This is a genomic window from Leptolyngbya sp. O-77 (genome assembly GCF_001548395.1).
GTDB lineage: Bacteria > Cyanobacteriota > Cyanobacteriia > Elainellales > Elainellaceae > Thermoleptolyngbya.
In genome coordinates this window covers 513235-536296 of record NZ_AP017367.1, presented here as the reverse complement: position 1 = coordinate 536296, position 23062 = coordinate 513235, and the positions used below count along the sequence as shown (strand labels likewise).

Genomic DNA, 23062 nt, shown 5'->3' with positions numbered 1-23062 from the left:
GAACCCCCCTCGGCCTGATATTTCTTGGGAGAAGGTTTTGGATTTGCTTCGTGTATGCGGAGCGAAGCTGTTTCAAAACGGCGGCAATGACGGTCAATGGATTCAAGTCTGGTGTGAAACGCGCCGAGCCAACGCGATCTTCCATCGGCTAGACCATCAGCCCTGCCTCGCCCCATTGATGGTGATCGAGGTCCGTCGATTCCTGATCGCGTCAGGCATACACCCTCCCCGCACGAACGAGTAATGTTATGAGTACTTTGCTGAATTACCGAGGCTATACCGCAAAAGTAGATTACGACCCTGAAGCTGAAGTCCTGCATGGAACGGTTTTAGATTTGCGAGATGCTATCGTTTTTCAGGCAAAGGAGCTAAAGGACGTTAAGCGCAATTTTCACGACGCGGTTGATCAATATTTGAGTTTAATGGAGCGAACGGGGCAGGAACCCGAAAAACCGTTCAAAGGCAACATTGCGTTTCGTACCTCATCGGCAACCCATAAGAAGATTTCCCTGGCCGCTGCTCGCGCTGATATGAGCATCAATGCGTGGATGGATCAAGTGCTGAGCGAAGCGGCTGATGCCGAGTTAAAGGGCTATCGCTACGAGCGGGGCAATGCTGGAAATGCCAATCAGCTTGTGGCTGTGCCATTAGAGCAGGCAGTTGCGACATCCTCTGCGGTTTTGTTGACTGAGGTTCTGCGCCAGGATGGGGCGATCGCCCCTCAGTTGGTCAGCGCCTTCAACCCCTACGCTAGCCGCAAAGACCCCCACGCCAGCCTAGAGATTATGAAGTCTCTGGATCTGATTCTGCGAGGCATCGCCATTGATCGCGCTCAAGTTCAAGAGGGCATGTCGAAGCTCTTGAGCCTGGCCAAATCGGATGACGCGGCTGAGGTGCCGCCCTTTGTGCTGAGAGCAATTTCAGATCAGATGTTGAGAACGATTAATCTAGACCCGGCTGCACCAAAGAATGTTAACTTTTCGCTGCATCCTGAAAATACCTCTGTAATTAACACCTGAAATTAACACCTGAGCCGTTGTATGGGCTTGGAAGCCGCCTGACAGTTTGGGCAATCCCTTAGCTTATTTCTCTAGTTTATTTCTCTGTTGGTTTGTTTCTCTGTTGACAGTCCAACCCACTTGCCGACCGCAGGCAGTAATTCTCAACCTTGACTGAATCGAACCTTGACCGAATCGGGGGCGATCGCCATCCTCGCTCTACACTATTTGGGCAGGGCAGTATCATCCTGACGGCTTTGGCAATTTTCCAACTGTTTATCCAGCTATGCAAAAAGCCGTTTGGAGTGTTTTAATCTTTTTGGACTGGATTAAGTTTTTTTGATGTCGGTCTCACGTCTGGCAACGACTGTCAGGCCTTTTTCAGAAGCCTTTTTCAGAAGAGTGCGTTCTGAGAGGTAGCGCTTTTAAGCCTGCTGCGTGGAATTTTCTGCTAGGCTGAAAACCTCTAAGCCCTCCCAATCCAAGCTGTACCACTTTTTAGAGTGGAACTAGTCCGGTTAAGCTACTGGCATAGGTAGTCGCATCCCTGAAATAGATGAAACTATAAACTACTACTGGTTTTAGCTCCTCTCAGGAAATTTCTCGTGAGTCCTGCCCGCCCCCCTCACGCTTCGCTGGTTTCCTCTGCTAGCTTGCCCGCTGCAATTTTGGCTAGCGAGTTTTTTACGTTTCTATACCCAGGCGCTGAGATTGGCTCCTTTATCAGCGATCTGCAAAAGCAGGCTCACGACATTATTCAGGAACTCATCCGAACTCGCATTCCCGTTGTGGTTTTGGAACCAGGGCTGAATCACGTTCTGGATGTGATTCGCAGAGAGCATCGCCAGCCAGAACTGGCACAGCGGGTTGAGGATTTGATCCAACAAGTCAATATCTGCCTTCTGCCGCTACCAGAGGGGCACGAATGGGGGGATGATCACGATTCTAAACTGCACGAGTTGGCGATCGCCCAGCGTGAGCGGTTGGGAATCGTCGTCATCGTCCCCGGAATCTACCACAATTTTAATGGCAGCATCCAGATCCACACAGCTAGCGACTTCCTCCAGTGGTTGAAGAAAATTCCCCACCCCGTCGATGCGCCCAGCGAAACGCCGGTTGCTGAAGAGGGCAGCCCAACGCCAGAAACGGATGCTGCTACTCCAAAGTCGGTCTTGCCTTGGGTCGGGCTGAGCGTTGCAGGACTGTCGGCCCGCTTCTTGCGCTTTCACTCGGACAGACCAGGGCAGAGCGAGGCGCTTGTAGCACTGCTGTTATATCATCTGCTGTCTATCCACGCGCATCACTGGAACCCTGCTAAGCCCGTGGAACTGGCGGAAAGCCTCGACTGGCTCCGCCGCTGGGCAACATCTGTGAACGGGGGTGGTGCAGCGGGAATGCCCGGCGCTGGCGGACAGTTTGGAGACCTTGTAGCGCTGCACGTGGTCGGGCAAATAAGTGGGCCCCCTGTAGATGGGGCGATCGCCCCCGATGCGCTGCGTTCTCAGGAGACTTTCCCACTCGAACCTGCAACTCCCAAAGAACTAGACAAAGACAGTAGTCCCAGCCTGCCGAAAACTGGCGGTAAGCGATCGCAGTTTCCGGCTCCTAACGGCAAAACCTGGCCCAATGACGGAGCCGAAGATCCGCCCGCATCCGATCCAGACAATGGGAACGATGGAAATCCCACTCGCCCCATTGTTCCACCCATCTTTGACGACCCAACCTCAGACATCCTTGAACCGGGAGATAGTGGGGCAGGGGGCGCTCCCCCCGGCGGCGATTCGGATGGCACTGATCCGGGCAGCCCTGATGGAGGCGGCGGGGGCGGCGGACGGCCAAAGCCACCCCAAATTCCACACAATCCTCTGTTGCCCGTCGATGGCCCGTCTGACCCAAATTCTCCCAACGATCCAGAACCTCCGGCTCCTCTACCAGGACAGCCCCAACTACCGCCCAATCCTGGTCACCCAGGGGGCAATGCGCCAGGGAGCAACAATGGCGGTGGCAACGACAGTGGCGGCGGCAACGACAGTGGCGGTGGCAACGATAGTGGCGGCGGCAACGACAGTGGCGGCGGCAACGACAGTGGCGGTGGCAACGACAGTGGCGGTGGCAATAGTGGATTGCCCCAACAGCCAGGGTCAGGGAATGGCGACGATGACCCTGCTGGCCTGCCTATCAACCCTCCCAATCTGCCGGGGCCGCCGGTTGGGACACCACCGCCCAATTCTGGAGGCGCAGGCGGTGCCCCGCCCGCTGAACCGGCTCCAACGGATGGATCTGGCCCGTCAGATGGCGGAGAGAATGGTCAGCCAGGAGGGGGCGAGTCGCCAAACTCGCCAGATGCGCCCGTGTCGCCGACCCCACCCACAACTACGCTAGACGGCACCGGAGGCAACAGGATCTTTGTGTTGCAACTGGGGCATCCTGAAGCCCTGGTGCGCCTCGGGGAGGAGACAGTTTCGGTATCCATCGGCCGCGAAGTGGTGATTCAGAACTTTACTGGCGTGGGTACGGGCAGCGTTGCGGCGGCTCATTCGGGTGAGATTGATACGATCCAGCTTGTGGGTGCGCCGTTCACTGCAAGAAACATGCTGCTCAATCAGGTAGGGGCTGACCTGCTGATTACCTTTGATGGCGTGTCTGATTTCACGATTCGCCTGAAGGATTTTGCGCTGAAAGACCTCGACAACCTGGTAGCAGATGGCAACCTGCTGTTTGACGGGCAAACGGCGATCGCCGATGACTTCGATGTCATCCACTGGCGTGAAAACCTGACTGTTTTCCGGGATAACGTCGTCACCTTCCTTAATGACTATGACAATCACGTTACCGGGCGCGACAACTCAAACGACACTATCAACGGTCTAGGCGGCAATGATGTGCTGCTGGGGCTGAGCGGCGACGACCTGCTGCGCGGCGGCGATGGCGATGATTTGCTGGATGGCGGCATCGGCAACGATACGCTGGTGGGCGGTGCTGGGCGCGATACCTTCGTGCTGGGCGCACGGCCGGGCGTGGATGCGATCGCCGACTTTGAAGTGGGGCTAGACAAGCTGCGACTAACGGGCAGCCTATCCCCCGATCAGCTAACCTTTAGCGCCAGCGGCAGCCATACCCTGATCCGCTATGGAGACAGAACGCTCGCAATCTTGCAGAATGTGCAGCCCAACAGTCTAGACTTCAACAACCTGTTTGATCCAACCAGCCACACAACGGCAAGCTAACCCATCGCCCTGCTCACAACTGCCAACTGCCTACGCTAAGATCGAAATCGCCCAAAGCTAGGAATTTCCGATTCCGCAAGCGCTGACAGGGTGCAACAGCGAAGGATTTTGCTCCGGCGTTTTTGAGGCTCGTGAGGGATGCAGATGGTCGTCAAAAGGGTTATCAAACCTTTGTCTCTTGTGTGTCTCTTGAGAGCGGCGCGTACTTCACCACACGAGAAAACGCCGTATCTGGGTCTAGACTCTGTCCGGGTATAGGTATCTTGCGGGTGAAACAGACTAGAAGCGAGTGCTAGCACATCTTGCAATCGAACTTTTTGGTATCTTATTGCAGAATCTGATAGGCTTTTTCAAAAGTTCATCAGGTCTGGGATAGATTCGTTTCCAAAAGTTCTTCTGTTAAGTTTGCTTGCGGGGCTGCTGTCTACTCGATGCTACGTCTCTGCATTGTGGCGATCGCCCTGGTTTAGGAACCTTCTCAAGACAGGTTCGAGTCTCCCTCCTATGAGGAGTGCCAGAGCTGTCACTTCTCAACTAAGGTTGAAGTCTCGGTTTAGCATCGGTTGTACAGATCGCGCGGGTTATGGGTTGGGGTAGAGATCGCTATGCTGGAATGCAAAATGTTGGAACACAACAGGTTGGAATACAAAGGCTATACAGCGGAGATCGAGGTAGACATTCAGGCCGGCGTGCTGCATGGTCGCGTCCGCGACATTCAGGATGTCGTGACCTTTGAAGCCGAGACTGCGGCCGAGCTAGAGCGCAAATTTCACCGCTGTATCGACGTGTATCTGAAATTCTGCCAGGACACTCAGCAAGAACCCGATCGCCCCGGTCTTCAGCCTGATTCCAAGACTATCGCCTTAAAAGCCACGCCCGATCTGTGCCGTGCTGCCGACTACGCTGGCAAAAGCATAGATTCTTGGGCACAGGATGTCCTCTCTGAAGCTGCTCGTCGCAGCTTGGAACCCTTTGCCTAGTGGGCGCATCTAAAGGCTGCACCAGAATTTAGGGAATTCTGAGTAACGCCACGTTTTACGGTAACGCTGCGTTTTATAGTGGAGTTGCTGCTCATTCCTTAAGCAATTGTGAAAGCGATTACTCTGCTTGGCTCCACTGGCTCCATCGGCACCCAAACCCTGGACATTGTAAGCCAATATCCCGACCAGTTTCGGATTGTGGGGCTGGCGGCGGGGCGAAACGTAGACCTCTTGGCTCAGCAGATTCGCCAGTTTCGCCCCCAAATTGCTGCAATTTGTGATCCGGCGCTGTTGCCCCAGGTGAAAGAGGCGATCGCCGACCTCACGCCGCAACCCATCCTGCTCGCGGGCGAAAATGGCGTAGTCGAAGTCGCCCGCTATGGCGATGCCGAGGCCGTGGTAACGGGGATTGTGGGATGTGCGGGGCTGCTGCCCACCATTGCTGCCATCGAAGCGGGCAAAGACATTGCGCTGGCAAACAAGGAAACCCTGATTGCGGGCGGCCCGGTCGTGCTGCCGCTGGTGCAAAAACATGGCGTGAAGCTATTGCCCGCCGATTCCGAGCATTCCGCCATTTTCCAGTGCCTCCAGGGTGTCCCAGCGGGCGGTTTGCGGCGCATCCTGCTAACGGCATCGGGCGGCGCGTTCCGCGATTTGCCGGTCGAAAAGCTAGCCACGGTGAAGGTGGCCGACGCGCTCAAGCACCCCAACTGGACGATGGGGCGTAAAATCACCATCGACTCTGCCACCCTCATGAACAAAGGGTTGGAAGTAATCGAGGCGCATTTCCTATTTGGGCTGGACTATGACCATATCGAAATCGTCATCCACCCCCAGAGCATTATCCACTCGCTAATTGAGCTAGAGGATACTTCCGTGTTGGCACAGTTGGGGCTGCCCGATATGCGTCTGCCGCTGCTCTATGCCCTGTCCTATCCCGACCGGCTGCCGACCCAGTGGGAACGGCTCGACCTGGTGAAATGTGGCGATCTTACCTTCCGTGCCCCCGACCACCAGAAATATCCCTGCATGGGGCTAGCCTATGCGGCGGGACGGGCAGGAGGTTCTATGCCCGCGGTGCTGAATGCCGCCAATGAGCAGGCGGTGGATCTGTTCCTGCGGGAAAAAATCCAGTTTCTCGACATTCCCCGGCTGATTGAGCAAACGTGCGATCGCCATCATCCGCACAATCTGCCCCAACCCACTCTCAACGACATCCTTGCAGCCGATCAGTGGGCGCGGCAGGCGGTGCTGTCGGCGAGTCAGCGCTTGGTAGCGTAATGGGGGATGCAAGGTAACGGAGATTAGGAGATGATGGAATGAATGATGGGAAGCGCCGTTGTCGTCTGCAATACGCAAAACCTGCAACATCGCTCCTGTCCGTCTCTCGCTCCTGTCCGTCTGAAGCTCTCACAGCCCAAAGCTCCCTCGCAATGTCCAACCCCCTCCGCAGAATCAAGCAACTGCCCTGGCTGCCGCTGTTTCAGACGGCGGGCTATGCTGTTATTGGGCTGTTTGCGCTAGAACTTTTGCTATGGTGGGGCGATTCTCGACTGCCGTTTGTGGCGCGGGCCAATGCCCTGATCTTTTCGCCACCGCTAGATTTGCTGATTGTGCTGTCGATTGCGATTGGCGTAGGAGCGCTGGCAGTGCATTTGCTGGATCAATTTCAGCGCCAGATTTTTATTAATCTGGGTGTGCTTTGGGGACTGATTGCTTGCTTGGTGGTGATGGTGTGGGTGCGATCGCTCTCTGGCATTCCTTCACTGCTGCCGCCCAGCCAAGTTGCGCTAATGGGCCTGATCATCGGCGTGTTTTGGCGCGGCAAAAATCACTGGCGCTGGTGAGCCAGTTTAGCCAGCTTGACAAAACTTGACAGAAGCAAATTAGGGCAAATCTATTCGTTCTGCTTCGCTGAGGATTTAGGCAAATTGGGGAGTCGAGGGCGATCGCCTTTGGCTCAGAATCCCACAGAATAGAGATAGGTCTGCCGTTTCTCGCCCCCAACTCGCCGCCATGCCCGCTTCTCCTCAAACTGTGGGGCCGATTTTGCCAAGCGCAACCGATGGCGCGGCTCCTGCCAAGCCCCGCCGCCTCAGCGCTGTGTTGACCCGGTTTCAGCCAACCCCCGATTCCCGACTGCTAGGGCTGGCGCTGCTGATTGGCACGGGCGCAGGGCTGGGCGTAGTCACGTTCCGCTATTTGATTCACCTGGTCAACCAGCTCATGCTGGGTCGCGTGGCGGGGGTGCTGTCCGTTTGGGGACACTGGACGCTGGCGCTGCTGCCGATTTTGGGCGGGCTATTGGTGGGTGGGCTGCGCTGGGGCGTGCAGGGCTTTGGGCCGGGCCTGTCGGCGCTGATGGAAACGGTGCAGGGTGGCAAAGAGCTTGTCCCGCTGAAGCCCGTGAGCAAGATGGTGGCGGCAGCGATATCGCTGGGCAGCGGTGCTTCTCTAGGGCCAGAAGGGCCCAGTGTAGAAATTGGCGCAAATTTTAGCCTGCTGCTGGGGCAAGCGCTAAAGGTATCGCAAGAGCGGCAAATGTTGCTGCTGGGCGCGGGCGCGGCGGCGGGGTTGGCGGCGGGGTTTAATGCGCCGATTGCCGGGGTGTTCTTTGCGCTGGAAGTGGTGCTGGGTAGCCTGTTTGCCCCGTCATCGGCGAGTGTGGTGCTGCTGGCGGCGGTGGTGGCGGCGTGGATCGCGCAGATCGGGCTGGGGGCAAAGCCGGCCTTTGCGCTGCCTGCTTATGAAGTGCGGAGCTTGCTGGAACTGCCGCTATATGTAGGATTGGGGGCGCTGGCTAGCCTGGTGTCGATTTTTTATCGACAGGCAATGGCGATCGCCCAACAAGCCTTTCAAGGGCAACTGCCGGGAACTCAATGGCTGGCGAAAATTCCCCATCCGCTGCATCCGGTGCTGGGGGGAATTGCGGTCGGGGCGGTGGCGCTGTGGTTTCCGCAAATCCTGGGCGTGGGCTACGAAACGGTCGAGTCTATTTTGCAAGACGTGCAGTTTCCGCTGCGGATGGTGATTGCGCTGCTGGGGCTAAAGCTGGTGATGACGGCTATCAGCTTTGGCAGCGGCTTTGTGGGCGGCGTGTTTGCGCCGGCGCTGTTTCTGGGTGCGTCGCTGGGGCTGGTGTATGGCAAAATATTGGCGATCGCCCTGCCCGTGCTGCATCCCTACATGGCATCGCCGCCCGCCTATGCAATGGTGGGTATGGCGGCCGTCCTGGCGGGCAGCGTCCGCGCTCCGCTCACGGCGATCCTGCTACTGTTTGAGCTGACGCAAGATTACCGAATCATTCTGCCGCTGATGTCGGCGGTAGGGCTGAGCATCTGGCTGGTGGAAACCCTGCAACCCACCCGGCTGATGGACTCTGACGGCGAACAGCAAGAAGCCCTAGAGGAGACAATCGCCGGAATTTCCGTTCCCCCATCGCTGCGGGTGGCCGATGCGTTGCAGCCGATCGCCCTCAAGCTGTCGGCCGATCTGTCGCTGGCGCAGGCCGCCCGCACCCTCATCGACCAGCGGGCCACCTGCGCTCTGGTAATGGACAATTTGGCAGGGCTGGATAACGTCGATCACCTCAACAATCTGGACTATCTCAGCGGCGACGAGGAACTGGTGGGCATCTTGACCCTGCGCGATGTGAATCGACTGATTCTCAAGTCTGAAGAAGACCCCGACCTGCTCCACCGACCCATCCGCAGCCTTTGCACAACCCACGTCCTGTTTGCCTATCACGACGAAACGGTGAAAGAGGCGATCGCCCGTATGGGCACTCGCGGCCTGCACCAGATCCCCATCGTCGAGCGCGACCACCCCACCCATGTCATCGGTCTGCTCACCGAAGAGAGCATCACCACCGCTGCCCGCCTGGCCCGCATCACCAAAGCCCTGGGCAACAGCGAGGAACCTTCAGACGCAGCGGCTCCCGACCTGGCAGAGCGAAACGGAAAAGCGAGTTCTCTTACGGACTAGTGCATGATCCTGGTGAATTTATTGAGTATTTCAGTTTTTCTTTAGCGCGAATGTACTAAACCACGACTTTGCCTACGTGTAAACTCGCAATTTTTTCTTGTTAGTTATTTTTTATACAAAACTCATTTACTAAAAGTTCGGTTTTCCCTTCTGATCGCTGTTCTGAAAACCTCCTATTGTTCTGAGTTCTGCAAAAGTAGAATCGGTCGCAGTGAAAAACACTGATCGCGTTGATGTCAAAAATGTAGCTCATTCACCTAGAGGTCAAAATGAAGGACTGGCAGAGCAGAACAAAGAGACCCAGTTCCCTGAGAAATCTAGTCCAAGAATTCTTAGGGCGGATGTTTTCAAAGATCGCCAGCTATCTTGAAGGAAAATCCTTTGATTATTTGCTTCTGATTTTAGACCCCTCGTCAATTCTGCAATTGGTTCAGTCTATTTGGCAAAGTCTTGTTGCTTCACTTAGTACAATTCTGTCCGTTAAGCTTTGCTTGCTTATCATCCTCACTGTAGTTGCAGTTCTCGTTGCATATCTCCTGTGGACTGAAGAAATAGCAGCGCTTTCCCATCCTCGGAAGAGTCGCTGGAGCTGGGGTTGGTAATTTTTACTGATGTCAAAGCCAGGCAGGAATAGAGAAACTAGGTTTCAGTACGAGTTGCGATTCTGAGTTGGTTTAGTTATTAGAACCGAAGTGACAGCATGCAAAGGAGTAGTCATGAATTCGTCTGATTTTTTGAAAGCAACTCAAGGTTTAGTAGAGCGACTGGGCGATCGCGCTAAGGTCTATATTGGTGCAGGGTTGGTGGGCGTTGCAGTATTGGCAATGCTGCTGTTTTCGCTGTTTCGGCCAGCCCAAATCGTGACAACTGAAAGCGTGCGAAACCTGATCTTTAGCGGGGTCGAAAATGCTAGCGAGTTTGTGGCTGCCACAACGGACGGCTATGCCACAGTCAAGGTCGAGGAAGTGGCCAAAAAGTTGGGCATTCCCATTGGCAAAACCAGCCTGATTTATGAAGGCGTGGGGCACGGGTGCAAGCCGGGTTTAACCTGAAAGAATTGGTGGTGTCGAACCTCGACTTCAAAAATCGGGTCATCACCGCAGAATTGCCCCCTCCTCGAATTTTGAACATCAATCTCGACATTGCGCGGAGTTCCAAAATCGATGACTACCGCTCATTGTTTGGCCCTGCGGCGACCGCCGAGCTATACGAAGAAGCGCAGCACGAAGCACTCGCCATCATCCGCGAAAAAGCGTGCAGCGGCAACCTGTTCAAAGCTGCCAATAGCAGCGCCAAAGAGCAGATCAGGACGATTTTGACCAAAGCGGGGTTCAACACGGTGACAGTTGAAGTGGAGCCTGGAACCTGCGCTGCCTAACGTGGTAATCGCCTTCGTGAATAATTCGTGAATAAACCGGGCAGGCTGGAAAGGGCGATCGCTCTCTCCAGCTTGTTTATTTCTCCCCTGCGCCGCTTGCTTTCTTCCTGTCGCCTGTGGCACAAGAACAGAAGTCTCTCCACCACCTCAATATTCCATCACCCCATCACCCTAAAATGCTCTACTGGCTCCTCTGGCTCGGCTTCATCGCCTACGCAACCTTCCTTGCACCGCCCGATCGCCCCGAAACGCTGACCCTGATTCAAAATCTCGCATCGGGCAAGTGGGACGGAATTAACCCGCTAGTAATTGCGCTGTTTAACCTGATGGGCATCTGGCCGCTCGTCTACAGCGCAGTGCTGTATGCCGACGGGCGTGGGCAAAAGGTGCGGGCGTTTCCCTTCGCGGCGGGTAGCTTTGCCGTCGGTGCGTTTGCTCTGTTGCCCTATCTGGCACTGCGAAAGCCAAATCCCACTTTTATCGGCAAACCGTCCTGGCTGATTCGGGTGATGGATTCGGTGTGGACGGGGCGCGTGCTGCTGCTGGGGGCGATCGCCCTCTTGCTCTACGGCTTTACGCAGGGCGACTGGACTGATTTTGTGCAGCAGTGGCAAACCAGCAAGTTTATCCACGTCATGAGTCTGGATTTTGTGGCGCTGTCGGCGCTGTTTCCGGTGCTGCTGCGCGACGATCTGGCGCGACGCGGCATGGGCGATCGCTGGTTTTGGGCGATCGCGCTGATTCCCCTGCTGGGGCCGCTGATCTACCTATCCGCTCGTCCGCCCCTTGCCCGTGCCACCGAATTTGCCACCTCAGAAGCCGCCCCAGAAGTCTCCCTAGAGGGATAGGCTCAACGATGGGCGATTGCAGCTTAATATCTCTGCGGAATGAAGTTTGCTGACATGTGATCTCCTAACATTCAACATATCAAGCAAGTTTGCAAAACTAGCAAGGGATGTAGGGCGATCGCCTCGTAGAAAGCTGTTTGGCTTGCAGAATGGGCAGTGCGTTTTTCTAAGAGGTTTAGCAAGCGCACTCGCTTTGTGTTTGGCTAAACGCTGCTGCTCGGCGGAGCCTGGTTACTAATTCCTGGTTATTCATTTTTGAGATCATCTGGTTCTTTAATTTTGGGAGAAAGAGCATGGCAAATCTGTTGACTTGGCTGGTGTTGGGATTCATCGCAGGTGCGTTAGCGAAGCTAATTTATCCAGGACGGCAGGGTGGCGGCATCCTGGCAACAACGCTGTTGGGCATCTTGGGCGCAATGCTGGGCGGATGGCTGGGCACGGTGCTGCTGGGTGGAGCCGTTACAGGGCTAAATCTGACCAGCATTATCTTGGCCGTGATCGGTGCAATGCTGTTAATCTTCTTGTGGGGCGCATTCACTCGCGCTGCTTAGGTCGCTTGAGACCGCGATGGGAACCTCGAAGAATTGATTTGATATGGCTCCTGGAGATGGCTCCTGTACTTTACTTGTGCCTTACTTTTGTCTTGTTCAAGACTATACTGGGGCAACATTCTACTGGGGCAACATTCTACTGGGGCAACATTCTACTGGGGCAACATTCTACTGGGGCAACATTCTACTGGGGCAATATTGAATGCTACTCAATAGCATTCAATGAATTGAGATTCCAATGAATTGAGGTTCCCACAGATTGGTTGATCACGACTTACGAAGAGAGGCTGAATGCGTGCCGATTAGAATCGGGATCATGCAACCTCAGCGTTCGTCTATCTAGAGCTTTCTGACGGACAGTCTCATCAGTTCTATGAAGTCTATGAAGTAACCATTGAGGGCTGCGAACAGGATTTACGACTTCGGGGTTTGGTCTTGCATCAGCTTTTCCCATGCGGCCTTGGCCGCTTCTGAGAGGCGATCGCCCAGTTCATTGACCTCGCTCACCAGCGCATTCCAGTTTTTCTCCGCTTCTTTTTGAATCAAGTCGATCGATTGCTCCAATTCATCAGGCTTGAAAAGCTGGTTTTGCTCAACGGCCTCGCGGGCCCGGCGCACCACCTTGAGATAGGTTTCGCGGGTAAACTCCCCTGCGGAATGGGCTTCCTGTTGGGCGCGGTGCGTAATGGCATCAATCAGCGCCTTGGTTTCTCGCTGAATTTCATCCAGCCCTTCCAGGGCAGAACCGTGGTCGCCCGTAGCGGGTCGCGCTTCCAGGACGATTGGCTCTTGGTCAGACCCGTTCGGTGAATTTGGATCAAAGGTCATCGCATTGCCTCCTAAAAACCTAAAAAATAGTGGATGAGTTCGGATTGCGGCAGGCTCAAATGACAGCCTTAGGAAATAACAGCCTCAGCAAAACGTTAGAATCCAGACGACTTCAGCGTTGCCGAGTCTCCAGTTGCCAAAAGCTCCTGCTCGACCCGCAGCAGATTTTCGATGCGGGCTTCGGTGGTTGGATGGGTCGAAAAGAGGCTAGAGAGAAATTGTTGAGGAATGGCGTTCATAATCAGCAGCGGCTCAAACGCAGGATTGGCCCGCAGCGGTATTTGTCGGGCGCTTGCCTCCAGCTTTTGCAGCGCGCTCACCAAGGCACGGGGATTGCCCGTCATCCGGGCAGAGCCAGCGTCGGCTTCAAACTCGCGGGTGCGGGAAATCGCCATCTGAATTACGCTGGCGGCCAGCGGCGCTAGAAGAACGGTGAACAGCAGCCCCAGGGGATTGCCGCCGCCCTCGCGCTCGTCGCGACTGCCCATGCCGCCAAACATCAAGCTGTACTGCATCATCTGCGCCAGCCAGGAAATCGCCCCAGCAACCGTTGCCGCTACAGCTTGGGTCAGCGTGTCGCGGTTGCGGACATGGCTGAGTTCGTGGGCAATGACGGCTTCTAGCTCTGGCTCAGTCAGCATTTGCACGATGCCCTGAGTAACGGCGATCGCCGCATGTTCTGGGTCGCGCCCAGTGGCAAAGGCGTTGGCTCCTGGCGAGGGAATGACAAAGATCCGAGGCATCGGCAGGTCTGCCCGCTCACACAGCCGCCGCACCATTGCATACAGCCCCGGTGCTTCGGCTTCGGTAATCGGCTGGGCCTGATAGGCAGCCAGCGCAATCTTATCCGACGAATACCAGGACATCAGGTTTGTAAAGGCGGCGATCGCCAATCCAATCAGCGCCCCACTGGAACCACCCAGCATCCAACCAATGCCAACCAGCAGCCCGCTCAACAGGCTCAACAGCGCCAGGGTTTTTACTTGGTTCATATCCGGCTCCTATCGCAACTCACCCGCTATTTTGCACCCAAATTGTACGAGTCGGGGATCGCTGATCGTGAGGAAAAAACCGTTAAAGTTGGGGCGGTTTTCCGTATTGGGCAGTGTTAGATCTAGCAGAAAAAGGATCACGATCCTGGAGCGGGGTGCCACTGGCGGTAGGGATGCTTCACCAGCGCCGCGTTGAAATAGCGCGGATCGTGGGAGACTTCTTCGCCAATCCAGTCGGGAAGTTGCACCGTTTGGTCGGGGCTAGAGAGTTCCACTTCGGCAACAATTAGCCCGTCGTTGTCGCCCCAAAACTCGTCCACTTCCCAAACTAGCCCTTCGTAGGGAATTTTGTAGCGGGTTTTTTCGATCAGCGGGCGATCGCATAGGGTATCCAACAATTCCTCCGCATCCGCCAGAGGAATCTCATACTCAAACTCGCTGCGCGACAGTCCTGCCGTTGCGCCCTTAATCGTCAAAAAGCCCCGCGTTCCTGCAACCCGCACCCGCACCGTCCGCCCTGCCCCCGACAGCAGATAGCCCTGGCGATAGATCGTTCCCTCCGCCAGCCCACGCCAGCGATCGCCCACCACGAGAAATTTTCGCTCGATTTCCTGCGCCATATCGATTTTGGGTTTTAGATTGCTGATTTTTGGATCGCCAATCCAGGGTTCTGCTTGGCTTCTCAGCGACTTCATAGGTAGCGGTGATTACTAAACTACTGGGTAGTCATGTTGGAACTCAGAACGCAGGACTCGAAAGCAGCCCATGAAATGCCTGCACAGGTTCTATCACAACCAGAGATTGGCTTTAGGTCATTCAGATTACGACGGGGACGCAAACTTGATAGGGTTATAGAGAAAAGGCTAGCGCTAGAGGTTGGGTGAAATGGATCTGAAAAACCACTCAAGTCCTGCGATCGCACCCTAAAACCTGACTTATGCAGCCTAATGTCTGTTGGCTCTACAGCATTTTCTTGCCTCGTGAGGCACATGCTGCCCTCACGAGGCAAGGGCTTATTGACCATCCGTGTGCCTCACTAGCTTCAAAAACGCTTTATTAGCTCTATCTGAGGGTCTGAAACCTTATGCAGTCTGTTCGCAACGTCGTGAATGTAGTGATTCTGTTTTTGCTTTTGGCATTTATTGCCAGCAGCTTACTTCGGCTGGGTGTATTCTTTTTGAGTGGCGGGCTGTCTGCGTCCTAAGCTGCGTCTTGATATCCGCTCTTGATATCCGCTAAGGCGAGACTCTAAGCCATTTTTTTCGTTCTCTCAATCCTTTACCCTCAACTTCAGTCTCTAAACCCCCAAACCCCTTATGGCCGACGTACTTTCTCCCGCAATCAGTGATCGCATTTGCAAGCACATGAACGAAGACCACGCCGACGCGGTGTTGCTCTACGCCAAGGTCTACGGCGGGGCAGAGGCGGCCACAGCAGCCAAAATGGTGTCGATTGACCCAGAAGGCATGATGCTAGAAGCGGAACAAGCGGGAACCGCGACTCCTGTGCGCGTCACCTTTGACCATACGCTGCAAGACTCGGAAGATGCCCATCAAACGCTGATTGCAATGGTGCGCCAAGCGCGGTCGCAGGCGCAAAGCGAATAAGGGCTTGGGGGTGTGTTGCTCCTGCTAGCCCCTCACCTTAACGCTGACCTTGCCTGCTAGCGGACGGCGGGCCAAGCGAACAGTGCTAGGCATCACGCCAACCATCAGCGCAAAGCACTCATCGGGAATGCGGGCAATGGTGGGCGCGTCGAAGTAGGTTTCAAACTGGTTCAAAATCTTTTTGGCCCGCTGAATCGCCTCGGAGGTGTCGGTAAACTGCTGCGTCAGGCGAATCCACTGCCGCCGAATTAGGTACGCTTCCTGACGTTCTTCGTGGGTTTCTGGAGCGACCAGCGATAGATTGCCCACCGGGATGACCTTCTTGCAGTCTGCATCAAACACGCCGCCGACCGCTGCGCCAGGCCCAGCAAACTCAGCGTGGAACTGTTTGTAGAGAACGAGTCCGTTACGCCTGCGCTTATTGACCGCAAGCACTCGCCCTTCTTGGATGTAGCGCAAAAGCTCGTCTGGATTTGTGCAGTCAATAATTTGCACGGGGGTGTTCGCAGCAGATTCGCTAAGAGAGCGCTCAGCCGAGGCCGAGCCAGAGGACGATTGGAGGCTCTCTTTAGAAGGATAGTCTGAACCTGTGGGATTTGTGCGATCGCCCTTCGCAAAGGTCTGGGAAATCCCTGCGTCTGGTCGTCCATTCTGCTGAGTCGCCAAACGAGTCGATGAACGGGGCAAATCACGATCATTAACAGCAGAATCTTGACGGTTCCCTTTAGCGGTATCTAGCATATTCCCACAAAGCTCGGAGGACAGACAGCAGTCCACTTCTAGCCTTAATTCTAAGGGCAGCAAATCCAGAACGCACTGGAACCCGCAGTAGCTTTATAAAGCCCCCGTAAAAGTTGGATGCGACAATTTAAACCTGCCGTAAAGTTGCGTTAGCGCTGTCCAGCCAACTCCCCTGAAAAGTCCTCATATCCTTAATCGCGCCGGATTGGCCGGGCGATCGCAGATCAGCCGATAAACTTTAAAGATGTCAAGAAGTGCAGATTGTTCCACCGTTGCGATCGGCACCTCTCCACTGGCATAGAACTGAATGTAGAACCGATGGTAGAACTGATACGATGCATTTGCTCAATGCATTCTATAAGTGCTATCTCTGTAAGTGCTATCTCTGTAGCTGTGACCTATCCCTGTGGCGGGGACAGACGTTTTTGCAAGAACAACTGCTGGGGTCGCCCCATTGCCCAAGTGAACGGATTCCACTCAGATTTGTTGACGCGGTAGCCCGCTTTTTCATACAGCAGCCGCGCCGCTGTGTTGTTTTCCAGCGTGTGCAGATAGATTTCTGAAAAGCCCCACTCTGCCGCAATGCGATCGCACGCTTGCAGCAGTTGCAGCGCAATACCTCGACGGCGACAGCTCGACCGCACCGCCAGATTGGAAATGTAAAGATAGCGATCACCTGCTACATTCCAAAATGCAGGACGATGTAAATTCATCTCTAGGGTTCCTACAACACGCTCAGTCAGGGTGTCGTCGCTGCCGTGCTGTTCAACCGCAACCAGGCAAGTGTAATGCGGCATTTTGCGATGCAGCCGACCGCGCAAGTCGTCTAAAATGCCTGCTCGAAACAGCGGATAAGCCCAGGCCAGCAGCCCGTCTGGATTGTGAAAACTGCTCGCCAGCACATCGGACAGCTCTGGCAGGTCGCGCGATCGCGCAGTCCGGATTAAGATCGTTCCAGGTTCATCTACTTGGGGCATCCCGCGAGGATTACCCATCAACCCAGCCAGAAACGCCGATAAAAACACATCTCGACCCACGGCCACGCCCGCAATCACTGCATCTCCTCATTCTAAAACGAGTCGCATAAGTCCTCCCCTTTCTCAGTATTCCCCCACTATTGTGAGTCTGGCATTTACAGTTACATCTATTGCTAGATTGGGAACGCTAAGAGTCAGGTAAGTCCGTGGTGCATCTGGTGTTCACAGTTTGGCAGCACATTGAATTCTATGCGGCACATCATTTCTAGCCGTCACTTGACAGCGATGGACTCCCAGCAGGAGTACGATGCATGGCGGCAATAGATCCCAAAAAGCCCAAGATTCTGGTCGTCGATGACGAACCCGATAACTTAGACCTGCTTTATCGCACCTTTCATCGCGAGTACAAGGTGCTGCGAGCAGAGAGCGGGCCAGAAGCGCTTAACATTCTGGCCAGCGAAGGCGACGTGGCAGTAATTATCTCTGATCAGCGGATGCCGTCCATGAGCGGGACGGAGTTTCTCAGCCTGACGGCAACTCAATATCCCGACATTATTCGGATCATTCTCACGGGCTATACAGATGTTGAAGATCTAGTAGACGCGATTAACTCTGGCAAAGTCTTTAAGTATGTCACTAAGCCGTGGGACGACGAGGAGCTGAAGGGCGTGGTGCGGCAAGCTGTGGACACGCACAACGTGCTAAAAACTCGTACTCAAGAGTTGCAGCGATCGCTCCGCCAGGAATCTCTGCTCAACGCCGTCACCAACACAATTCGCGGCGCGCTGAACTATCGGCAAATCCTGCAAACCATCGTGGAAACCGTCGGCCACATGTTTGAAGTGGACTGTTGCCTGCTGCGCCCAGTTCACGACAATCGCCTGGGCAATGAGGTGTTTGTCTATCGCTCTCGCCGCGTCACCGAAGCCGAAGAACACACCGACCTCGCCCATCGCCTGGATAACGTCAGCAGCCTTGCCCACACGGTCTGGGAAACGCGAGACGTGCAGGTGATTTACGATGCTCGTGCCGAAGCGGAGCTGGTCGCCACCTGCCCCACCGAAGCAGGCCAGCAGGCCTATCGCGCCGCTAACATTGCCTCCAGCCTGGTCGTGCCGCTGATCTGTCAGCAGGAGCTAATGGCAGTGTTGGCGCTGCACCAGTGCGAAACGCCGCGCACCTGGCAAGACGATGAGGTGCAACTGGTGATCATGGTGGCAGACCAGGCGGGGCTGGCGCTGTCTCAGGCCAAGGCTTATGAACAGGTGCGATCGCTCGCTCGTCGAGAAGCTTTGGTGAACACCATCACCACCGCGATCCGCTCTAGCCTCGATCCCCAGGATATTTTCTCTGCCATTACTCAAAAGCTGGGGCAGGCAATTCATGCCGATGGCTGCGCCCTGTCGCTGTGGACAGAGGGCAACGAGTTTGTACAGTGCGTTGGCTTGCACGAGCTGACCCACGACGGCAAAGAGGTGTCCTCCGGGTTACCGCTGGATGAATGGGGACGGAGTGATCCCAGTTCACGTCACCAGTTGCCGCTGTCCCTGGTGCCTATCTCGGGTAATCCCGTGCTGCAACGGCTGCTGTCTACCCAGGCTCCGGTGGTAATCAACGACCTCAGCCAGCACCCAGAGCTAAACGTGCCCGATCTGCCGCTGCGATCGCCCGCCCGTGCCCTGCTGGTGGTGCCACTGCTCAGTGATGGCCAGATTATCGGCAGCATTTCGCTGCGCCAGATGCACCAGCCGCGCCAGTGGTCGGCAGACGAGATCGAGCTAGCCCAGGCCGTGGCCGTCCAAGCGGCGATTGCTGTACAGCAGTCGCGCCTCTATCAAAAAACGCGCCAGCAAGCAGAACAGCTTTTGGAACTTGATCGCCAAAAGACCGAGTTTTTCCAGAACGTATCCCACGAATTTCGCACCCCGCTGACCCTCACCATCGGCCCGCTAGAGTCGGCTGTGTCTCAGCAGCAGGGCCTCAGCTTCGAGCAGTCGCAAATCGCCCTGCGAAACTCGCGTCGCCTGCTGCGACTGGTGAATCAACTGCTCGACCTCCAGCGGCTGGATGCTGGCCGGATGCAGCCCAGCTTCCGACCCTGCGACCTGCGCGACTTTGCCAGCCAGATCATCGACAGCTTCCGCCCCTACTGCGAGAAAAAGCAGATTCATCTGATTACCCATCTGGAGCCGTGTCCCCCGGTATATCTGGATGTCGAAAAGTTCGACAAGGTGCTGTATAACCTGCTGTCAAACGCGATGAAGTTCACCCCATCGGGCGGCACCATCACTGTCACCGTGGCTCCAGCGGGGGATCACTGCCAGATCCGCGTGCAGGACACGGGCATCGGCATCCGGGCTGACCAGATTCCTCATCTGTTTGAGCGGTTCCGCCAGGCCGACGGTTCTGCCAGCCGCAGCTATGAGGGCAGCGGTCTGGGGCTGGCGCTAGTGAAGGAACTGGTGGAAATGCACGGCGGCCAGGTGACGGTGGAATCGGTCTATGGCGAGGGTACGTCTTTTATCGTCTGGCTGCAAACCGGGCTGACGCATCTGCCATCTGAGCAGGTAATTGAGATTCCGACCGAGTTGGAGCAGAGCCGCTCTACGGTGGAACTGGCGGATATTGAGGGAGATCCAGCCCTTGCTCAGGGAGTGGAGCCGTTGCCCGTGGCGATCGCCCCTTCCCCCAGCGCTCCCCCGACCCAGATTACGGGCGCACCGGCCTTGGAGTCGCTGCCCCTCGCCCAAACTGCGTCCACTTCACAAAGCACGGTCTTGGTGGTAGACGACAACGCCGACATGCGCGGCTATGTGTCTAGCGTCTTGCAGCAGGCCGGCTACCAGGTGATCACTGCCCGCAATGGAGCCGAAGGCTTTATGACAGCGCAGGTGCATCGTCCGCAGCTCATCCTGACTGACCTGATGATGCCGCTGGTGTCAGGGCTGGAATTGATTCAAATGGTGCGCCAGGACGACGACCTGAGGGGCACGCCCATTGTGCTGGTAACGGCTAAGGCAGACGAAGAAACCCGCATTGAGGGGACTGAAAAAGGAGCCGACGGCTATCTTTCCAAGCCGTTTAATGCACGAGAACTCGTGGCCGAAGTGCGAAACCTGCTGGCCCTGAAAGAAAGCGAGCGGCGCGTAGCGGAGCTAAACACTTACCTGACGGAATCGGTGCTGAAGCGATTTTTGCCGCCATCGCTGGTGGAAAAGGCAGCGCGGGGCAACCTGGCGCTAGATCTGCGGCCAGAGCCGCGCATGATTACTGTCCTGTTTAGCGACATTATCGGCTTTACGCAGTTGTCCAACACGCTGCGATCGCGCCGGGTGGCCGAACTGCTGAACGAGTACCTCACCGAAATGACCCACGCCATTTTTGAGCATGGCGGCACGGTCGATAAATTCATGGGCGACGCAATTTTGGCCATCTTTGGTGCGCCCGAAGAAATCAGCCCCAACGAGCAGGTCAAACGGGCGATCGCCGCTGCCCAGCAGATGTATCGCACCCTCGACAAGCTCAACGAGCGCTGGCAAGCCCAGGGCATCAGCCGCGTCCAGTTTCGCTGTGGCATCCACCAGGGTACGGCCGTCGTCGGGATGTTTGGTGGTTCCGAACGCACCGACTACACCGCCATTGGCCCCAGCGTCAACATTGCCGCCCGCATCCAGGAAGCCGCCGAACCCGACACGATTCTGGTGTCTGCCGCCGTGGCTGATTACCTGGATCAGCACACGATTACCAAGTTCAGCCCGCTAGAACTCAAGGGCGTAGACGAGACTGTGCTGACCTTCGCCATTCGTATCGATCACCTAGACGAGGCGATCGCCAAGGCAGAAGGATAAGACAATCCAAGCTGGCCAGCCAAAATCGCCAATCCAAAATCGCCAATCCAAAATCTAAAATCGCCCCAGACCTTGCCGGAGTTCTCGTCCCAAAATTGCGCCTGTGATCAGGTGATAGGGAATCAGCCAGACCATCATCGGGTAGATCCAGTAAAAGAACAGCAGCAGCAGCAGCGGGTAAAACCCAAGAATCGACAGTGCCAGCGCAACTGCTAGATTAATCGCGTAAAACCGCAGCGCGAAGCGGCCAACCTGAAACCTTTGGGCAATCTCTGGCTGTTTTAGCAAGTGGCGCACATAGCGATTCTGGAAATAGAACGAGATGCCGTTGACCAGACCGGCGGCCGCCAGAAGAATGGGCACCGATTGGCGAAAGGGCGCCCCATTGGCAAAGTCTGTGCCCCGGCTCCAGCGCCAGGCAACGGCGGCGATCGCCAGTGCCGCAAAGAGCAGGGTCCACCACAGGTAGGAAACCCGGAAGCGCTGCAAAATTTCGAGACGGGTCTGGGAGGGGGGAGGAGGAAAGCTGCTCATTACTGGAGATTAACTGGAGAGGCTGTGAACGGGCTGACGTGAGGGCGAAAGAGATGGCAGGATGTTCGGTGTCTCAACGCGGGCGATCGCCACAGTCGTAACTTTAGTTACGTTTTGAGGTTTCAGCCCCTAAATCAAAGTACAAGGAAAGTAGGCGGCTGAACTCATTTCCGTGTTTGGACTCGAACGCTACACCTCCGCTACATCTCAGAGTACATCTGGTTAGAGTACACCTGGAGGATTTTCCCATGAGCATTGACCATCAGGCCCGCGAACGTCTCGCACAACAGCGCCAGCACGCCGAAAACCTGCAAGACAACATGCTGGAGCGTGCTGAAGAAGAACTGGCTGCGGCTGGCGAGTCTTGCATTGCTGAACAAGCGCGAGAAGCCTTGACCGAGCAGCGGTTGCATGAGCAGCAGCTTCAAAACAATATGCTAGAAAGGGCAGAGGAGGAAGTCGGCTCGACCCAATCCTGACGCAATTTTTGAGACAGATTACTCAGAATTCTTCATGCAGATCCGGGTTCAGCCGTTTACAGTCCACAAGCGAGTGCCGCTGACCATCAGCCGGGGAACCACGGCCGAAAGCACAAACCTGTGGCTCCGACTAGAGCATGACGGAATCGAAGGCTGGGGCGAAGCGTCGCCCTTTGCGGCTGGGCGATCGCCCCAAACCACCGACGCGATCGCCGCTGCGCTAGAAGCTGCTGCACCGCACCTGGCAGACTATACGCCCTACGACCAGCAGGCGATCGCCGCTCGTCTGAGGGAACTGCAACTGCCCTCGGCTGCCCGGACTGCACTCGATCTGGCGCTGCACGACTGGCTGGGCAAAAAGGCGGGGCTGCCCCTGTGGAAACTGTGGGGGCTGGAGCGCGATCGCATCGTGCCGACCTCCGTCACCATCGGCATTAACACACCAGAGGCCGCCCAGCAGCGGCTCCGGGGCTGGCTGGAGCTGACCCAGGTTCACGCCGTGAAAATCAAGCTGGGCAGTCCGGCAGGGCTGGAGGCCGATCGCGCTATGTTCTCAGCGGTGCTGCAAGATGTACCAGCGGGCGCAAAGGTGAGTGTGGATGCCAATGGCGGCTGGGATTTGCCAGGGGCGATCGCCATGAGCCATTGGCTGGCAGAGCGCGACGTTACGTATCTAGAGCAACCGCTTGCACCCGGTCAGGAAGCCGATTTGCCAAAGCTCTACCGCGAGTCGCCGCTGCCGCTGTTTGCCGACGAAAGCTGTTTTGACCGCGCCGATATTCCCAAACTGGGCGATCGCATCCACGGCATCAACATCAAGCTGATGAAGTCCGGCGGGCTGAGCGAGGCGCTAGCAATGGTTCACACGGCCCAGGCTTACGGATTGCAACTGATGTTTGGCTGCTATTCCGACAGCACGCTGGCCAACACCGCCGCCGCCCACCTCACGCCCTTTGCCACCCACGTCGATCTGGATAGCCACCTAAACTTGCTAGACGACCCATTTCGCGGTGCGGAAATGCAAGACGGGCGGCTGATTCCGGGCGATCGCCCTGGACTGGGCGTGGTTCGCAGCCAGAACTAACAGTTG

General features: G+C 56.0%; 21 protein-coding genes. 15 read left to right on the top strand and 6 right to left on the bottom strand.

Features of this window, described 5'->3' with window-relative positions:
- Window positions 1-248 precede the first annotated feature (248 nt).
- The 11 genes from O77CONTIG1_RS23205 (at window position 249) to O77CONTIG1_RS02270 (ending at window position 11966) form a co-directional block, all read left to right on the top strand.
- Window positions 249-1019 carry a type II toxin-antitoxin system HicB family antitoxin gene (locus O77CONTIG1_RS23205; RefSeq protein ID WP_197673298.1) on the top strand — a complete coding sequence of 257 codons (771 nt, stop codon included), beginning with the start codon at window positions 249-251 and terminating at the stop codon, window positions 1017-1019.
- A 149-nt stretch (window positions 1020-1168) separates the two neighbouring features.
- Window positions 1169-1312: a hypothetical protein gene (locus O77CONTIG1_RS24105; RefSeq protein WP_156434856.1), complete on the top strand. Its 144-nt coding sequence runs from the start codon at window positions 1169-1171 to the stop codon at window positions 1310-1312.
- A gap of 291 nt (window positions 1313-1603) precedes the next feature.
- Window positions 1604-4225, top strand: a complete 2622-nt coding sequence (locus O77CONTIG1_RS02310) for a calcium-binding protein (protein WP_156434854.1) — start codon at window positions 1604-1606, stop codon at window positions 4223-4225.
- A gap of 620 nt (window positions 4226-4845) precedes the next feature.
- On the top strand, window positions 4846-5205 hold the full coding sequence (locus O77CONTIG1_RS02305) for a type II toxin-antitoxin system HicB family antitoxin (RefSeq protein ID WP_197673297.1): 360 nt from the start codon (window positions 4846-4848) through the stop codon (window positions 5203-5205).
- 108 nt (window positions 5206-5313) lie between these two features.
- Entirely contained in the window at window positions 5314-6486 is a 1173-nt protein-coding gene (locus tag O77CONTIG1_RS02300) for a 1-deoxy-D-xylulose-5-phosphate reductoisomerase (protein WP_068507742.1), read from the top strand.
- A gap of 152 nt (window positions 6487-6638) precedes the next feature.
- Window positions 6639-7052, top strand: a complete 414-nt coding sequence (locus O77CONTIG1_RS02295) for a hypothetical protein (protein ID WP_068507740.1) — start codon at window positions 6639-6641, stop codon at window positions 7050-7052.
- A 169-nt stretch (window positions 7053-7221) separates the two neighbouring features.
- On the top strand, window positions 7222-9189 hold the full coding sequence (locus O77CONTIG1_RS02290) for a chloride channel protein (protein WP_084782037.1): 1968 nt from the start codon (window positions 7222-7224) through the stop codon (window positions 9187-9189).
- A gap of 716 nt (window positions 9190-9905) precedes the next feature.
- Window positions 9906-10241 (top strand): hypothetical protein, encoded by a 336-nt coding sequence (locus tag O77CONTIG1_RS02285; protein ID WP_068507738.1) that lies wholly within the window; start codon window positions 9906-9908, stop codon window positions 10239-10241.
- Entirely contained in the window at window positions 10220-10567 is a 348-nt protein-coding gene (locus O77CONTIG1_RS02280) for a DUF4230 domain-containing protein (RefSeq protein WP_068507736.1), read from the top strand. The genes O77CONTIG1_RS02285 and O77CONTIG1_RS02280 overlap by 22 nt, the downstream gene beginning before the upstream one ends.
- 176 nt (window positions 10568-10743) lie before the next feature.
- A complete protein-coding gene (locus O77CONTIG1_RS02275) occupies window positions 10744-11415 on the top strand; it encodes a hypothetical protein (protein ID WP_068507733.1) in 672 nt (223 codons plus the stop codon).
- A gap of 293 nt (window positions 11416-11708) precedes the next feature.
- Window positions 11709-11966 carry a GlsB/YeaQ/YmgE family stress response membrane protein gene (locus tag O77CONTIG1_RS02270; protein WP_068507731.1) on the top strand — a complete coding sequence of 86 codons (258 nt, stop codon included), beginning with the start codon at window positions 11709-11711 and terminating at the stop codon, window positions 11964-11966.
- A gap of 414 nt (window positions 11967-12380) precedes the next feature.
- Here O77CONTIG1_RS02270 and O77CONTIG1_RS02265 read toward each other — a convergent pair whose 3' ends face one another.
- From O77CONTIG1_RS02265 to O77CONTIG1_RS02255, 3 genes are all read right to left on the bottom strand, one after another.
- Window positions 12381-12794, bottom strand: a complete 414-nt coding sequence (locus O77CONTIG1_RS02265) for a hypothetical protein (RefSeq protein ID WP_068507729.1) — start codon at window positions 12792-12794, stop codon at window positions 12381-12383.
- A gap of 95 nt (window positions 12795-12889) precedes the next feature.
- A complete protein-coding gene (locus tag O77CONTIG1_RS02260; protein WP_068507728.1) occupies window positions 12890-13786 on the bottom strand; it encodes a M48 family metalloprotease in 897 nt (298 codons plus the stop codon).
- 137 nt (window positions 13787-13923) lie between these two features.
- Window positions 13924-14481 (bottom strand): CYTH domain-containing protein, encoded by a 558-nt coding sequence (locus O77CONTIG1_RS02255; RefSeq protein ID WP_317134188.1) that lies wholly within the window; start codon window positions 14479-14481, stop codon window positions 13924-13926.
- 621 nt (window positions 14482-15102) lie between these two features.
- Between O77CONTIG1_RS02255 and O77CONTIG1_RS02250 the strand changes: the two genes are divergently transcribed.
- Complete coding sequence (locus O77CONTIG1_RS02250) at window positions 15103-15393, top strand: DUF2470 domain-containing protein (RefSeq protein WP_068507726.1); 291 nt, start codon at window positions 15103-15105, stop codon at window positions 15391-15393.
- 24 nt (window positions 15394-15417) lie between these two features.
- Here O77CONTIG1_RS02250 and O77CONTIG1_RS02245 read toward each other — a convergent pair whose 3' ends face one another.
- Complete coding sequence (locus tag O77CONTIG1_RS02245; protein WP_286132495.1) at window positions 15418-16059, bottom strand: hypothetical protein; 642 nt, start codon at window positions 16057-16059, stop codon at window positions 15418-15420.
- Window positions 16060-16532: 473 nt separating this feature from the next.
- Window positions 16533-17189 carry a GNAT family N-acetyltransferase gene (locus O77CONTIG1_RS02240; protein ID WP_068507725.1) on the bottom strand — a complete coding sequence of 219 codons (657 nt, stop codon included), beginning with the start codon at window positions 17187-17189 and terminating at the stop codon, window positions 16533-16535.
- Between the two features lie 233 nt (window positions 17190-17422).
- On the opposite strand from O77CONTIG1_RS02240, the gene O77CONTIG1_RS02235 reads away from it, so the two are divergent.
- A complete protein-coding gene (locus O77CONTIG1_RS02235) occupies window positions 17423-20959 on the top strand; it encodes a response regulator (protein ID WP_068507723.1) in 3537 nt (1178 codons plus the stop codon).
- Window positions 20960-21013: 54 nt separating this feature from the next.
- Here the strand turns inward: O77CONTIG1_RS02235 and O77CONTIG1_RS02230 are convergent, their stop codons facing one another.
- Window positions 21014-21493 carry a hypothetical protein gene (locus O77CONTIG1_RS02230; RefSeq protein WP_068507720.1) on the bottom strand — a complete coding sequence of 160 codons (480 nt, stop codon included), beginning with the start codon at window positions 21491-21493 and terminating at the stop codon, window positions 21014-21016.
- Between the two features lie 248 nt (window positions 21494-21741).
- On the opposite strand from O77CONTIG1_RS02230, the gene O77CONTIG1_RS02225 reads away from it, so the two are divergent.
- Together O77CONTIG1_RS02225 and O77CONTIG1_RS02220 are read left to right on the top strand one after the other, a co-directional pair.
- The gene (locus tag O77CONTIG1_RS02225) at window positions 21742-21972 is read left to right on the top strand and encodes a hypothetical protein (protein WP_068507719.1); all 231 of its coding nucleotides are present in this window, start codon (window positions 21742-21744) and stop codon (window positions 21970-21972) included.
- 34 nt (window positions 21973-22006) lie between these two features.
- Window positions 22007-23056: a dipeptide epimerase gene (locus O77CONTIG1_RS02220; protein ID WP_068507717.1), complete on the top strand. Its 1050-nt coding sequence runs from the start codon at window positions 22007-22009 to the stop codon at window positions 23054-23056.
- Window positions 23057-23062 lie beyond the last annotated feature (6 nt).

Bases quoted from the DNA above. Each gene is read 5' to 3' on its own strand.
- O77CONTIG1_RS23205 (WP_197673298.1), top strand. From the start codon at position 249: ATGAGTACTTTGCTGAATTACCGAGGCTATACCGCAAAAGTAGATTAC.
- O77CONTIG1_RS02305 (WP_197673297.1), top strand. From the start codon at position 4,846: ATGTTGGAACACAACAGGTTGGAATACAAAGGCTATACAGCGGAGATC.
- O77CONTIG1_RS02295 (WP_068507740.1), top strand. From the start codon at position 6,639: ATGTCCAACCCCCTCCGCAGAATCAAGCAACTGCCCTGGCTGCCGCTG.
- O77CONTIG1_RS02290 (WP_084782037.1), top strand. From the start codon at position 7,222: ATGCCCGCTTCTCCTCAAACTGTGGGGCCGATTTTGCCAAGCGCAACC.
- O77CONTIG1_RS02285 (WP_068507738.1), top strand. From the start codon at position 9,906: ATGAATTCGTCTGATTTTTTGAAAGCAACTCAAGGTTTAGTAGAGCGA.
- O77CONTIG1_RS02275 (WP_068507733.1), top strand. From the start codon at position 10,744: ATGCTCTACTGGCTCCTCTGGCTCGGCTTCATCGCCTACGCAACCTTC.
- O77CONTIG1_RS02270 (WP_068507731.1), top strand. From the start codon at position 11,709: ATGGCAAATCTGTTGACTTGGCTGGTGTTGGGATTCATCGCAGGTGCG.
- O77CONTIG1_RS02265 (WP_068507729.1), bottom strand. From the start codon at position 12,794: ATGACCTTTGATCCAAATTCACCGAACGGGTCTGACCAAGAGCCAATC.
- O77CONTIG1_RS02260 (WP_068507728.1), bottom strand. From the start codon at position 13,786: ATGAACCAAGTAAAAACCCTGGCGCTGTTGAGCCTGTTGAGCGGGCTG.
- O77CONTIG1_RS02255 (WP_317134188.1), bottom strand. From the start codon at position 14,481: ATGAAGTCGCTGAGAAGCCAAGCAGAACCCTGGATTGGCGATCCAAAA.
- O77CONTIG1_RS02250 (WP_068507726.1), top strand. From the start codon at position 15,103: ATGGCCGACGTACTTTCTCCCGCAATCAGTGATCGCATTTGCAAGCAC.
- O77CONTIG1_RS02235 (WP_068507723.1), top strand. From the start codon at position 17,423: ATGGCGGCAATAGATCCCAAAAAGCCCAAGATTCTGGTCGTCGATGAC.
- O77CONTIG1_RS02230 (WP_068507720.1), bottom strand. From the start codon at position 21,493: ATGAGCAGCTTTCCTCCTCCCCCCTCCCAGACCCGTCTCGAAATTTTG.
- O77CONTIG1_RS02225 (WP_068507719.1), top strand. From the start codon at position 21,742: ATGAGCATTGACCATCAGGCCCGCGAACGTCTCGCACAACAGCGCCAG.
- O77CONTIG1_RS02220 (WP_068507717.1), top strand. From the start codon at position 22,007: ATGCAGATCCGGGTTCAGCCGTTTACAGTCCACAAGCGAGTGCCGCTG.